This is a genomic window from Acinetobacter sp. P1(2025) (genome assembly GCF_051390655.1).
GTDB lineage: Bacteria > Pseudomonadota > Gammaproteobacteria > Pseudomonadales > Moraxellaceae > Acinetobacter > Acinetobacter junii.
This window is the reverse complement of sequence record NZ_JBPKBJ010000086.1, coordinates 1-13,464: the sequence shown is the minus strand read 5'-3', so window position 1 is coordinate 13,464 and position 13,464 is coordinate 1. Positions and strand designations below refer to the sequence as shown.

Below are 13,464 nucleotides of genomic sequence, written 5' to 3'. Positions count from 1 at the left end.
TGAATTTTATGATCGACATTTCTCAAAAGTAATGGCAGCATAATTTAAATATTTAGAGCGGATTTATCACTTATAAAACTAGATTGAGTGGTCTAATTAACGGAACCACATCATTACTGTTAGCTGGAATAATTTGATTGTCAAAGTCCATACGGAAAGCAGTTAACTCGTAACGAACTGCATCTTGCTGACCTCTTAAACCCAACTCCCAACTTACCGCAGTTTCTGCATCTAGTTTTTGATCTTTCATTCCACTGAGTGAGTCACCATTTAGTGCAGGTGAGAATGCCTTGTAGACACTAGCGTAAAGCTGAACAGCTGGAATGAATTGGTAGGTAACACCTAATCCGGGCATTACTTCGGTATTTGAAGTTTTAACTGTTTCATTTTTTTGTTTGTCATCACGTTGCTGTTCATAGCGTTCAACACGGACACCAGGCGTTACGGATAATTGATCTGAAATATCGAAACGGTTTTGAGCATACAAAGCAACACTCTTCGCAGAATCTTTAGTATCTTTTGCTGTTGTACCTGTGCGTGGTGTAGCTCGAGTTGCATTAATCGTAACGTCATCCATTTTCTCATTCATCAAGCGCAAGCCAATCTCAGCTTCACTAGGAATATTAAAAATAGTATTTTTTGCAATCAGACGAGTTTCCGCTCCAATACGTTCAAAAGCACGATTATTGCCACTTACATTATCAGTATAAATCCAACGACCTGCAGCTTGTGAAGCTGTAGCATTCACGCCATAGCGCCAGTAATCACGATTCATTTCACTCCAATACAGCAATGTTTGAAGTTCAGTATCTGGATTAATATCCCAACGATGATTGATATCAAAAGAATTACGCTCTGTTAAGAACCAGTCATCAGGTGCAGGATTATTCTTTTTCTTAGCATGATACTCACCCAAGAACTGACCACGATATGAAATATTGGCATCATTTTCATAATGAGTAAATTTAACGCCAACCCATTGATTATCACCAATGGCTGTACCTGCTTTGATAACGGCATCTTTCATTTCATAGCTTTTATCCATGAAACCGTCACTTTTCGCCCAACTTAAAATCGCTCCAACATTGCTATCTTTCGTTGGAGAACTGCCACCCAATTCAACAGTTGTCTTATAGGTATCCCAAGATCCAATTGATAGATCAACAAGAGCACCATCTTTAGGTTGTTTAGTACGATAATTTACTACACCACCAATATTCATAGGTCCATAACGCAACGCAGAAGATCCCTTAAGAACTTCAATGCTATCCATACGTTGAATACGAGGATTATAATAACGACCATTTCCAACAAATAAGCCAGCCGCTACAGGTACACCATCTTCTAAAATAAGTGTTTTGTAATCAGCCGAACTAATTCCTCGCATACCAATATTGGCAACAATTGCAGACTCCTCTTCAGGTTTAACATACACACCTGATACGCGTTTTAAAATTTCTTCAGTAGAGCTTGGAGTGAATTGTTGAATTTGCTCTTGGCTTACAATTACCGCTGCACCTGGAATTTTTGAAATTGAATCTTCTTGTGAGCCAATCACTTGAATCGTAGGTAATACAACAACTTGTTGAGTTTGTTCAGTAGCAGCATAAAGCATTGGTGCAAAACCACCAAACAGCAAACCACTCATAACAATTTGATTTTTAATAAATAAATACTTTTCCATGTGACCCCTATAATCAATCATCAGATTGAAATTCAGATTAAACTTAAAATAACCTTAAAAAACTGCGCAATTATAATACAAATAAAAACAATTATCAGTTAATGTTTTAATTTGAGTGGTATTTTGTTGCTATCAGGTTGGACTGCCACCACTCTCCTAGACAAATTTCGTCTATTCTTTGGACTGCCACCACTCTCCTAGACAAATTTCGTCTATTCTGAGTTAAGATACCTTTTTAGTTCTTCTGTAAATTCTGCGTGCAAACATGAGACTTAGCACTTAAATCATTAAATAAAACCCTACCTTCCTCAATGAAGGCTTAGGAGTAACAAATAAAATAAAAAAACTAACTTACTCTTTTGTTGCTAATTTCCTCATTCATTTTAGGAATCCTTTTTGTCAATCAAGCTCAATTTGTTAAGATGGCTGTCGAAAAAGGGTTTACACCAAAACTGTATTTTGTAATTTAGTGATTTTGATATCGAAAGTTAAGATTTCTTGATTTCGATCAATTTTAGACAGTAATGGTAAAACTTTATTTAGTAATATATTTTCAATTTAAGGACTTATAACGCATGAACAGTGACTCAGTTATGGCTGATCTCTCATCTCACACGCCGATGATGCAGCAATACCTAAAAGTCAAAATGGAGTATCCACATGCGCTTTTGTTCTATCGTATGGGTGACTTTTACGAACTCTTTTTTGAGGATGCCCATTTAGCTGCAAAATTACTTGGTATCACACTAACCCATCGTGGTAAAACAAATGGTGAACCAATTCCAATGGCAGGTGTTCCCTACCATTCAGCTGAAGGATATTTAGCACGTTTAGTAAAGTCAGGTCGTACCGTTGCAATTTGTGAACAAGTTGGTGAAGTTACGGGTAAGGGACCTGTAGAACGTAAAGTAGTCCGAGTTTTAACACCTGGTACCTTAACTGATGATGCGCTTTTATCAAGTTATCAATCCTCAAATTTAGTTGCTCTGTGTATACAACAAAATCAAATTGGTTTTGCATTACTTGATTTGAGTGCAGGTATTTTTAAAGTTCAACAACAAACATATAAACCTGAACAATTACCAATAGAACTTGCTCGTTTGATGCCAAGTGAAATCTTGATTGATGAGGATTTAGTCGATCAAAACATCATCGAACATATTAAGAAAAATTTAGATTGTCCAATTACCAAAAGACCGAATGTAGATTTTAATCAAAATAATGCTCAAAAGACGTTGTGTGACCAGTTTGCTGTCTCCACCTTATCAGGCTTTGGGTTAGATCCAATTCCTCTGGCAAAGGCGGCTGCGGCTGCGCTTATTCATTATGCTAAAGAAACACAAAAAACAGCCCTACCTCACATCCGTTCTATACAGATCGAACAGAGTACAGATTTCATTGCTTTAGACCCAATTACACGTCGTAACCTTGAAATCATCGAACCGTTATTTGAGCATGGAACATCTTTATTCCAATTAATCAATGATTGTCAAACTGCGATGGGTGGTCGCTTACTGAGTCGCACACTCATGCAGCCCATTCGAGATACAGCAATACTCGATGCTCGTTTGGATGCAATTGAGCAATTATTGAAAGGTTATCACGAATCACCTGTTCGCTTAGTTTTGAAAGAAATCGGCGATATTGAGCGTGTACTCAGTCGAATAGCTTTAGGTAGTGCCCGACCACGTGATTTAGTTCAACTTCGCCAAGCCTGTGCTCAAATTCCTTTTTTAAGACATGCTTTAGCGCCTGTACTCAACATTGAAAAATCCAAACTATTAATTGAGCTTGATCAGCAACTTGGTGATTTCAAAAGTCTACACCAACATCTTATTGCAGCAATTGTTGAAAACCCTCCTGTACTTTTACGCGATGGAAATGTAATTGCAGAGGGATATGATGATGAATTGGATGAATTACGCAAAATACGTGATCATGCGGGTCAATTTTTAATAGATTTAGAAATCAAAGAGCGTCAGCGAACTGGCATCAATACGCTGAAAATTGGCTACAATCGTGTCAGCGGATACTATATCGAATTAACACGAGCTCAAGCTGAGCAAGCCCCTGCCGATTATATTCGTCGTCAGACACTTAAAAATGCTGAAAGATATATCACACCTGAACTTAAAAGCTTTGAAGATAAAGTGCTTTCGAGCGAATCTCGTGCGCTCGCTCGTGAAAAACTACTGTTTGAATCTTTATTGGATGAATTACGCCAAAATATTGCTCAATTACAGATGATGAGTGCTGCAATTGCTCATATCGATGTTTTAGCGAATTTTGCACATCAGGCAAGATTAAATAATTGGGCAAGACCTGAATATACACCAGAAACTTGTATCAAGATTCAGGCGGGTCGACATCCAGTGGTTGAGTCTTTAAACAAAGCTCCATTCACTCCAAATGATACATTCCTTGATCATCAACATCGTATGGCGATCATCACTGGTCCCAATATGGGTGGTAAATCCACGTTTATGAGACAAACAGCTTTAATTAGCTTGCTCGCTTATTGTGGTTGTTTTGTCCCAGCGAAATCAGCAAAACTCGGTTCTATAGATCGCATATTCACTCGTATTGGCTCAGCTGATGACCTGTCTACAGGCAAATCAACATTCATGGTTGAGATGACTGAAACTTCACAAATTCTACATCATGCAACAAGTCAGTCTTTAGTATTGATGGATGAAGTCGGACGTGGAACCAGTACATATGATGGCTTATCTCTAGCATGGGCATGTGTACTCGATTTAACTAAACGTATTAAGTGTTTATGTCTTTTTGCAACACATTATTTTGAATTAACAGAATTGGGTAGCGAAGCTGGAATTGACAACTATCACGTCACCGCGCAAGAGTTAAATGGTAATTTAATCCTATTGCATAAAGTACAGCATGGACCTGCAAGTCAAAGTCATGGTTTACAAGTCGCAAAATTGGCTGGTATCCCTGCTAATGTGATCAAAGATGCACAAAAACGTTTGAAAATACTGGAAAAACAGCAACATCAGCATTTGCAAAATTCTGTGCAAAATGATCTGTTTAGTACAGTTGAACATGAAATAGAAACTAAAGTTATTGAAAAAGTAATTGAAGTAAAAATGCAATCACCTGCTTTAGATCTGTTAAAGCAACTGGACTTAGATGACCTTACCCCACGCCAAGCTTTGGAACACCTTTATCAACTCAAAGCTTTATCTAAAAGCTCAGATACTATTGAAAATTAACCCTATGCTAGGTTATCTACTATATCAAAGTTAGAACCTAGCAAATTTTAATTTCTAATTAAGTTTGAAAATGCGTCTTTTATCGTAGGATGAAGTGCAAATAGATTCAGGTTATTGAGAGTTATTATCAACAAAACTCATATAAATCAGCCCTTTTCATTGATACGAATAATAAATATCAATAAAAGGAATTGTTTCTATCTGCATTTTTTGCCTAAAATACGTTATTGAAAATGAAAACCATATTTTTTAGGTAGCTGCCGCCATGACCTTTGTTGTCACAGAAAATTGTATCAAATGTAAGTATCAAGATTGTGTTGAAGTTTGTCCTGTAGATTGTTTCTATGAAGGTCCTAACTTCTTAGTCATCAATCCTGACGAATGTATCGACTGTGCACTTTGCGAACCAGAATGCCCTGCAAATGCAATTTTCTCTGAAGATGAGTTACCTGAAGGTCAAGAAGTGTTTATTGAATTAAATGCTGAATTATCTGAAAAATGGGCTGGCAATAACATTACTCAAATCGGTGAACAACCTGCTGATCGTGAGGAATGGAACGGCAAACCAAACAAGCTTCAGTATTTAGAAAAGTAATTTTCAAAAAGGCCAGTTTTACTGGTCTTTTTTTATACCTGAATCACACATTTCTTTGCAATTGTGCCATTTTTAGCCCCCTATTTTGCATTAAAATAGGCACTATACTAAATGTGAATTGCTTTTTTATGATGCGAAATAAATTACAGGGTCTGTTTTCATTATTTGTCATCCCTGTGATGATGGTTGGTTGTGCCACGTCTCCAAAGAAAGTTAGTCCAAGCAAAAGAATATATATTCCTGAAGAACAAGTAACTTTTAATCGTCCAATCCCTACAAAAACAGAACCTGCATCTTATCGTCAGTGGTTAGGTCAGGGAGAAAACTACGCACGTGTACGCGAATATGAACATTTCTTAATGCGCAATAATGTCGCACATATTATTCCTAGTTTTGAATTGCTGAAAACAGCAAGAGACTGGCAAAAGTGCGGACGTTCAGAATACATGGTTCCAAATCGTGAATTATGGAATAACTCACTTTCAACATTACGAGTATTCAAATATTTAATCGCTGCAAAAATTCTTACTGATTTCGAAGTTACCTCAGTTTATCGTGATCTACCACTGAATCAGTGTGCAGGTGGTGCAAGCTCATCAAAGCACTTATTTAATTCCGCAATTGATTTTCGTATTGGACCTGAATACCCTCAACCCCAAGATTATGCATATATAGAACAAACAAAATTCAAGTTATGCCAATTTTGGATTCAGCATGGTCAAAGCCTAGATCTCGGTATTGGATTATATAGTTCAGGTCAAATTCATTTGGATACTCAAGGTTATCGCACTTGGGGTCCTGATTTGACTCGTAATACATCTCTTTGTAACTTCTAAATTGCAAAACTCGAGTAAAAATGAGGTCTTTTGATCTCTTTTTACTTTCAGCACTCATGATTCCTTCAGCATTCAAATTGCACTTCGAAGATAAATGTTTAAAATGCAGCTATCAAATTTATAGGTAAATACAACCATGCAACAGTTGTGGACAGACATTGATGAATATATTAATTCACATCTCATTCCCACAGACGAGAGACTTCAACATGCATTAGATAACACTGACCAGCAGGGTTTTTCTAATCATCTAGCTGTTGCACCTAACCAAGGCATGTTTTTACAAATGTTGATTCAAATGAATCAATGCAAGCGCGTGCTCGAACTCGGTACATTTGCTGCTTATAGTACAATTTGGTTGGCGAAAGCACTGCCTGCTGATGGATATTTGCTTACTGTGGAAGGACGGGATACACACGTGATCCTTGCCCAAGAAAATATTGATTATGCCAATATGCCGACCCAAATTGAGCTTAAAAAAGGCCGTGGCGTTGATATCATGAATCAATTAATTAATGAAAATAGTGAACCATTTGATTTCATTTTTATTGATGCAGACAAACAAAGTTATCCAGAATATTTTGAACTCAGTTTAAAATTGGCACGCTCAGGCACTATCATTGTGCTAGACAATGTTATTCGCTCTGGTGATATCTTAGATTCAAATAATAAAAAGCCAAGTATTGAAGGTATCCGTCAAGCTTTTACTGCGCTCCAGAATCATCCTCAACTTTTATCGTGTACTGCTCTACAAACTGTTGGATCGAAAGGACATGACGGCTTTGCAATTGCAATCGTCAAATAGAGGTTAAAAAATAAACTTTTATTTTTTAATTATAAATATCAATAAATTAAGTATATTAAGGTTGCTTTTCCATATAGTTATCCACAGGAATTGCGGATAACTATATGGAATAAAATGAACTACTTAGCAACAAGCAGCGGTACATTTGCATTTCTAAATATCGTGGTTGTGATGCTACCCAAGAAAAACTGATGAATCTTACTGTGACTAAATGCACCTAATACAATCAGTTGAATATCATGTTCGCGTTGATATTCCAAAATATTTTGTGCTACATCGCCATAACGATATATTGGTATTACATCTAAACCAGCACTTTTAAGATATTTCTCAGGTTCAGTCAGCATCTCTGGATGATCACCAACATACAGTAAATGGCATTGCAGTTTTTTCAATAAATCACTTTGAGCAATTCTCTCCATCATCTTTTGACAAGTCGGAGAGTATTCATAAGCAAAAATAAAACGTTTTGGTGGTGAAAAATGCTCCCCTACGGTAATTACCGTGCAATTCGCCCCACGAATAAAGTTTTCAACATTACTTCCAATTGGTTTATTTTTTTCAGCAGCGCGTTCCCCGACTCGCCCGATGATTACCACATCATTTTCTTTAAGAATATTAAAACTCTGTTCAAGAAAATCACCTTTTTCTTGAATTTTGGTGCTAGTCAAACCGTAATTTTTTTCAATTAATTCAGAGATATGTTTCAGTAAATTATTACTATAATCCAAGGCTAATTCGCTTTGCTTTTGTTCTAACTCAGCCAATTCTTTAAGTAACATGGCATTACTTTCAAAACCGATTACGCCACTAATTTCACCTAAATGGTAACTGGCGGGATAGTAATCTAGGATTTGTAAAAGGACTAATTCTCTTTGAGTTTGCTTGGCAACCCAAACTGCAGCCTCCGCCACCGCATCGATACAGGGTGAGGAATCGATACATGCAATAACGCGGTTCATAATCGCCTCTCTTTAGGTTCAATACCTTAGGTCTTCTACTTATTTTTAACTTAACACAGATAGATAGCAGGTTGGTTAAATTTATGTATAGAATCTCTTGAGAGTTTTCTAGTTAATTCTTATTTCCGATAACGAATCAATTTTGCAGGGTTTCCAGCCATAATTGCATGTGGCTCAACATCTTTAGTAATCATACTATTCATACCAATAACCGCATGATCACCAACTTTAATCCCATCCTTAATTCCAACATGTGCTCCTAACCAAACATCACGTCCAATTTCTATGCCTTGTGAGCGAACTGCTTGCTGATAGATGGGCCGATCTAAATCCATACCATGGTCAAAAGCATACAGATGACTATATGCTGCAATTCTAACTTGATCATGCAACTTAATACCTGCGCGACCTCCATCAAGAATACAATGGTGGTTGATCGCGACTTCAGAACCGATTTCTAACGGTCCATGTAAAGTACAATCGCCAGCAATAAAAGTATTATCGCCGATAGTAATTTTACGTCCTCGCTCAGCAAAGATATGTGCTAAAGGTGAAATAAAACAATTGTTGCCAATTTCAACTGTTTCCATTTCCATTAAATAGTTCTGATATTCTTTTTGCCATTCTTCCGCCCATTCTCTATGTTTGGGTTTTAAAGACCAATATAACCATGGCATATAGTTCAATCGATGTTTATGCTGTTCACGATATTTTAATAGTGGATCATGCATCATCTGTTTGATCCTCAATAAGTTTAAGCTGCTCGCGACCACGCGTTATATCTTGAAGCTTGAGCTTTAACGGTTCAATCTGGTGTATTTGCACTTGTGCCTGAATACTAACACCCGTTTCAGTATAGTTTTCTAGAAACTCTATTTGCTGTTGTAGTAATTCATATTGAATAATAGCCCATTCATTAAATGCACAACTAAAAGTAATCTTCTTTTTCTCAATTAATTCTATTTTTTCAGCGAGTAGCAGACACTGACCTGAACACCCACCATACGCCCTGACTAAACCACCAGTGCCTAGTTTTACTCCGCCATACCAACGATTCACCAATACAATAACATTGGTTAAGTCATTCCCCTCTATCGTTGCTAATATCGGGCGACCTGCTGTACCTGAAGGTTCGCCATCATCATTGAACCGTACATGATGACCTATTTTCCATGCCCAGCATTGGTGTGTCGTCGAGATGTCTTTTGTCTCTTCTAAAAACTTTTTTACTTGTTGCTCATTTTCTACAACACTCGCAATCGCCTGAAAGCGACTTTTTTTAATTTCTTCTTCAAAGGTAACGGTTTGAGCAATGGTAAAAGGCATAAAAACATCAATGCAAATTTAAAAACAAAGTATAACGTCTTAAGGTTCAAATAAAAAACCTCGCAATTGCGAGGTTTTTTGAGTTTAGCTTGCTTATCTTTCACGCAAAGCTTCTTTGGCCTTATTAAATGGTTTAAGTAGATAATCCATAACTGTTTTTTCACCAGTGCGGATATCAACTGTCGCTACCATACCTGGTGTGATACCAAACGCCTGACCTGCTTTATTGAATAACTTGTCAGAGTCAGTGCGGATATAAACACGATAGTAAAATTGGTCTTGTTTAACTTCATCTCGAATCGTATCAGGAGAAATTACTGTTACTTTTCCAGTCAAACCACCGTAGATCGAATAGTCGTATGCAGTGATTTTCACTAATGCCTCTTGACCAGGTCGAATGAAAGCAACATCTCTTGGAGAAATACGTGCTTCAATTAACAGTTTGTCTTCTAAAGGAACAATCGTCATCAATTTACCGTTTTGCGGAATAACACCACCAAGAGTTGTTACATCAATTTCTTTAATCACACCACGCACAGGTGCTTTAAAGATTGCACGTTGTAAACTATCACTGCGTCCCATCACAACTTGTTGTTGCGTTTCAATATCAGTATTTGCCTTCGATAACTCTTCTCGGGCTTTTACATAGTATTGATTACGTGTGTCATTCATCTTATTTCTAAGATCATTGGCTTCACGCTTGAGTCTAAGTACTTCTACTTCACTTGCAGCACCTTTCGCAACAAGTGGTTCAGTCATCATCAATTCTTGTTGAACTAATTGTAAAGCTTGTTGGTAACCAGCTAATGATTGTTCTAAATTTTCACGTCTAGAATAATAAAGAGCGGTCTCTTCTTTGACTAATTTAGGTTCTTTGAGTACTTCTGCAGGAAATGCTAAAGGAGTTCCATTAACTTCAGCACGTAATCGCGCAGCAGTCGCTTGAGCAGAAGTTAAAAGTGATTTTGATTCACCGACATTAGATGCGAATCGTGTTTGATCAAGTTGCGCAAGGATTTCACCTTTTTGAACAATATCACCCTCTTGCACATTTAACTTCGTAAGAATACCACCTTCTAAAGATTGAATAGTTTGCTCTTTAGATGAAGGGATGACCTTACCCGTTCCTGTAGAAACTTCTTCTAGATTAAATAACCAAGCCCAAGTCAAAAAAATCGCTAAACCAATACATACAATCCAAATCACAAGACTTGAACGTGGTAAAGCTGGCTCTTTGTAGGATACATTCATGGAACGGTTGTTAGCTTGTTGTTCGCTCATGAATCTTCCCCTTGTTTAATTTGTTTTTGTTGACCTGCTGATTGATTTAGAACTTGATCTCTTGGTCCATCCATTACAACCTTACCTTCGTTCATCACGATGATACGATCAACCAACTCAAGCACAGCTCGTCTATGTGTTGCGACGACTAATGTTCTGTGTCCTAACCAGCCTTTTAAGTGATCAATTAGTTGTTTTTCGGCAATATCATCAATCGCAGCAGTCGGTTCATCGAGTAATAAAATGTTAGGTTGGCGAATCAGTAATCGTGCTAACAGCAATGCTTGCTTTTGCCCGCCTGAGAAGCCTACACCACCTTCTAAAACTAAATGATCTAAGCCCTCTTTTTTCTCTTGCACAAAGCCTAAAGCACCTGTCACTTTTAAAGCTTTTAAAATGTCATCATCTTTTGCTAAAGGCGCACCTAAGGTCAAATTCTCACGAATTGTTCCGTAGAATAAATGTGCATTCTGATTCAACAACGCCATATCACGGCGCACATCAGCAGGATCGATTAAGCTAATATCGAGTCCATCCAAATGCACAGAACCATTTGATGGTGATTGCATACCAGCCAATAATTGTAATAATGTTGATTTACCTGCACCGTTACGACCTAAAATCGCAATCTTTTCACCAGCTTTAATTTTCAAATGACGAAGTGCAAGAATTGGACGAGAATCTTCTTCTGTGTATTGGAACATAACATTTTTAAGTTCATAGTCCCCATTTAACACTTCTTTATGAACCAGATGCGCTTGATCAGGTTGATCAACAGGTTTCTGCATTAATTCATCAAGACTTTTCTTCGCAACCTTAGCTTGCTGTAAACGTCCTAAAATCCCTGTGATTTGTGAAATAGGGGCAAGCATTCGTGAGGAAAGGATCGAACACGCAACCAAAGCACCCGTTGTCATCTCGCCTTCCATCACGGCAAAACATCCAACTAATACAACAGCGGCATAGGTTAAACCTTGAATTTTTTGTGTCCAAGCAGTTAATACACCAACAATCTTACGTTGTTGCATACTGATATCCGCAGACACCTCATTCATATGATTCCATTGGTTTTGGAATCTAGATTCTGCTCGTAATAACTTAATATCTTCAATACCTTGTACCGCTTCGACAAGGATCGCATTTCGAATAGATGACTCGCGCATGCCTTCTTGAGCTAACTCAGCTAATTTCTTTTGTACCAAAATACCAGGCAAAATCATTAAAGGAACAACAAGCAACATTACCCAAAAGAGATTCCCACCGATAATCGCAAAGATAATCAGAAACAGGAAGAAAAATGGTAAATCAGCTATCGCACCCATTGTTGTCGATGTAACTAAATCACGAACACCTTCTAACTCACGAATTTGTGAAATAAAAGTACCCGTCGATTTAGAACGTTCACTGTTTTTAATTCGTAGTGCATGACCAAAAACACGGTCTGATATTCTTAAATCTGCACGCTTTCCAATAATATCGGATAGGTAAACACGAGCAACACGAAGTACAAACTCAAAAATGGCTGCGATCAGCACTCCACCCGCAAGCACCCAAAGCGTCGGGATCGATTGTGATGGCACAACGCGGTCATAAACCTGCATAGAGAAAATAATCGTAGCTAATGCCAAAATGTTTGCCATTAACGAGGCAAACATAATATCTATATATCGCTTCCAATCTTGAAGAACGATTGACCAAAACCAGCTCGTTTCATACGGCTTGATGTATTCATCAATACGAGCGTCTGGGACCGATTTTTCAGGGCGTAAGATATAGACTGTTTTTATATCTTGCTTAAGTGAACTTATTGAAAACTTTTGTGATAAGCCTTGATCACCACTGAGTTGAACACTGACATTTCCTTCTGAGTCAGCTTTATCGACAACACCAACTTGCCCATCCTTGAATTCAACTAAAATCGGCAAACGCCAAGGGTTGATCATTTCCTCTGTAAATGACACTTTACAAAGGTTCAAACCAACCTGTCGGCTCATTAACAATAAAATTTCATCTAAATTTTGATTCTGATTCCAATCTAATTGTAAACGAACACGCTCTTCCGAGGGCTCTATTCGATAATGCTTAGCAATTGTTAATACCGCTTGTAACCACGGCTGATAGTTTATTTTTGTCATCATGGCTGAACTTCAAACCCCTGAATGGAAATATTATTTAAGCCATAGGCTTGACGTGAACGTCCTGTCGTTGCGATGTACTGAGCAATGTTACTGTAAATATCATAACGTGCTGTTTCTAATTCTGAATTTGCACCATGAATTGCCTGCTCAGCATTCAATAAATCTACAAGTGAACGTGTCCCTAACTTATATTGTTCTTGATACAATTCCTTGGTTCTCACCGTAGTCGCTTGTCGACTCATTAAGACTTGCATCTGTCTTTGTTTGTTCTCAATCTGTTCTCGACTATTACGAATTTGATCCAAAACTTGTAGATAGACTGCATTTACTTGAGCTTTAGCAGCTTCCTCAGCAAAACTTGCTGCTCGAATCTGTGAAGAAGTTGCTCCACCTTGATAAAATTGGCTCGTTGCCTCCAACATTATTGCACTATCAAATCCACCCTCTTTATCATTATTTGGATTTCTTCCATTGATCGCTTGTGTCAACTCCACTGCTGTCCCACAAATATCACAAGAAGAACCTCAATTGAGGTTCTTCTTGTTTTCGCCATTTTTTATCAGGCACAAAGAGTGAACTTAAAAGTTTCCTTTCAAATAAATTG

9 protein-coding genes and 2 pseudogenes are annotated in these 13,464 nt (G+C 37.6%); 4 read left to right on the top strand and 7 right to left on the bottom strand.

The features are described from left to right. Positions 1-112: 112 nt before the first annotated feature. Positions 113-1,684, bottom strand: a pseudogene (locus tag ACSC97_RS15870) (TonB-dependent receptor family protein); the annotation flags it as partial. A 575-nt stretch (positions 1,685-2,259) separates the two neighbouring features. Here ACSC97_RS15870 and mutS point away from each other — a divergent pair. The 4 genes from mutS to ACSC97_RS15850 all read left to right on the top strand — a co-directional run bounded on the left by mutS (position 2,260) and on the right by ACSC97_RS15850 (position 7,153). Further along, on the top strand, positions 2,260-4,917 hold the full coding sequence (mutS, locus tag ACSC97_RS15865; protein WP_436661889.1) for a DNA mismatch repair protein MutS: 2,658 nt from the start codon (positions 2,260-2,262) through the stop codon (positions 4,915-4,917). Between the two features lie 265 nt (positions 4,918-5,182). Next, on the top strand, positions 5,183-5,512 hold the full coding sequence (gene fdxA / locus ACSC97_RS15860; RefSeq protein WP_004639922.1) for a ferredoxin FdxA: 330 nt from the start codon (positions 5,183-5,185) through the stop codon (positions 5,510-5,512). Between the two features lie 128 nt (positions 5,513-5,640). After that, positions 5,641-6,348: a D-Ala-D-Ala carboxypeptidase family metallohydrolase gene (locus tag ACSC97_RS15855; protein WP_004953171.1), complete on the top strand. Its 708-nt coding sequence runs from the start codon at positions 5,641-5,643 to the stop codon at positions 6,346-6,348. Between the two features lie 136 nt (positions 6,349-6,484). Beyond that, positions 6,485-7,153, top strand: a complete 669-nt coding sequence (locus ACSC97_RS15850) for an O-methyltransferase (protein ID WP_004959635.1) — start codon at positions 6,485-6,487, stop codon at positions 7,151-7,153. Between the two features lie 119 nt (positions 7,154-7,272). On the opposite strand, the gene ACSC97_RS15845 is transcribed toward ACSC97_RS15850, so the two are convergent. The 6 genes and pseudogenes from ACSC97_RS15845 to ACSC97_RS15820 form a co-directional block, all read right to left on the bottom strand. Continuing rightward, a complete protein-coding gene (locus ACSC97_RS15845) occupies positions 7,273-8,115 on the bottom strand; it encodes a universal stress protein (protein WP_004913328.1) in 843 nt (280 codons plus the stop codon). A gap of 119 nt (positions 8,116-8,234) precedes the next feature. Continuing rightward, on the bottom strand, positions 8,235-8,849 hold the full coding sequence (locus tag ACSC97_RS15840; protein WP_378222080.1) for an acyltransferase: 615 nt from the start codon (positions 8,847-8,849) through the stop codon (positions 8,235-8,237). After that, positions 8,839-9,441: an IMPACT family protein gene (locus tag ACSC97_RS15835; protein WP_436661885.1), complete on the bottom strand. Its 603-nt coding sequence runs from the start codon at positions 9,439-9,441 to the stop codon at positions 8,839-8,841. Before ACSC97_RS15835 ends, ACSC97_RS15840 begins: the two co-directional genes overlap by 11 nt. A 93-nt stretch (positions 9,442-9,534) precedes the next feature. After that, positions 9,535-10,722 carry an HlyD family type I secretion periplasmic adaptor subunit gene (locus ACSC97_RS15830; RefSeq protein ID WP_436661883.1) on the bottom strand — a complete coding sequence of 396 codons (1,188 nt, stop codon included), beginning with the start codon at positions 10,720-10,722 and terminating at the stop codon, positions 9,535-9,537. Then, positions 10,719-12,860 carry a type I secretion system permease/ATPase gene (locus ACSC97_RS15825; protein WP_005402946.1) on the bottom strand — a complete coding sequence of 714 codons (2,142 nt, stop codon included), beginning with the start codon at positions 12,858-12,860 and terminating at the stop codon, positions 10,719-10,721. The genes ACSC97_RS15830 and ACSC97_RS15825 overlap by 4 nt, the downstream gene beginning before the upstream one ends. Continuing rightward, positions 12,857-13,351: pseudogene (locus ACSC97_RS15820) on the bottom strand (TolC family protein); the annotation flags it as partial. The pseudogene ACSC97_RS15820 and the gene ACSC97_RS15825, both read right to left, overlap by 4 nt. Positions 13,352-13,464: the final 113 nt, after the last annotated feature.

Coding starts and splice junctions, on each gene's coding strand:
- ACSC97_RS15855 (WP_004953171.1), top strand. CDS start 5,641: ATGATGCGAAATAAATTACAGGGTCTGTTTTCATTATTTGTCATCCCT.
- ACSC97_RS15825 (WP_005402946.1), bottom strand. CDS start 12,860: ATGATGACAAAAATAAACTATCAGCCGTGGTTACAAGCGGTATTAACA.
- ACSC97_RS15835 (WP_436661885.1), bottom strand. CDS start 9,441: ATGCCTTTTACCATTGCTCAAACCGTTACCTTTGAAGAAGAAATTAAA.
- ACSC97_RS15840 (WP_378222080.1), bottom strand. CDS start 8,849: ATGATGCATGATCCACTATTAAAATATCGTGAACAGCATAAACATCGA.
- fdxA (WP_004639922.1), top strand. CDS start 5,183: ATGACCTTTGTTGTCACAGAAAATTGTATCAAATGTAAGTATCAAGAT.
- ACSC97_RS15850 (WP_004959635.1), top strand. CDS start 6,485: ATGCAACAGTTGTGGACAGACATTGATGAATATATTAATTCACATCTC.
- ACSC97_RS15845 (WP_004913328.1), bottom strand. CDS start 8,115: ATGAACCGCGTTATTGCATGTATCGATTCCTCACCCTGTATCGATGCG.
- ACSC97_RS15830 (WP_436661883.1), bottom strand. CDS start 10,722: ATGAGCGAACAACAAGCTAACAACCGTTCCATGAATGTATCCTACAAA.
- mutS (WP_436661889.1), top strand. CDS start 2,260: ATGAACAGTGACTCAGTTATGGCTGATCTCTCATCTCACACGCCGATG.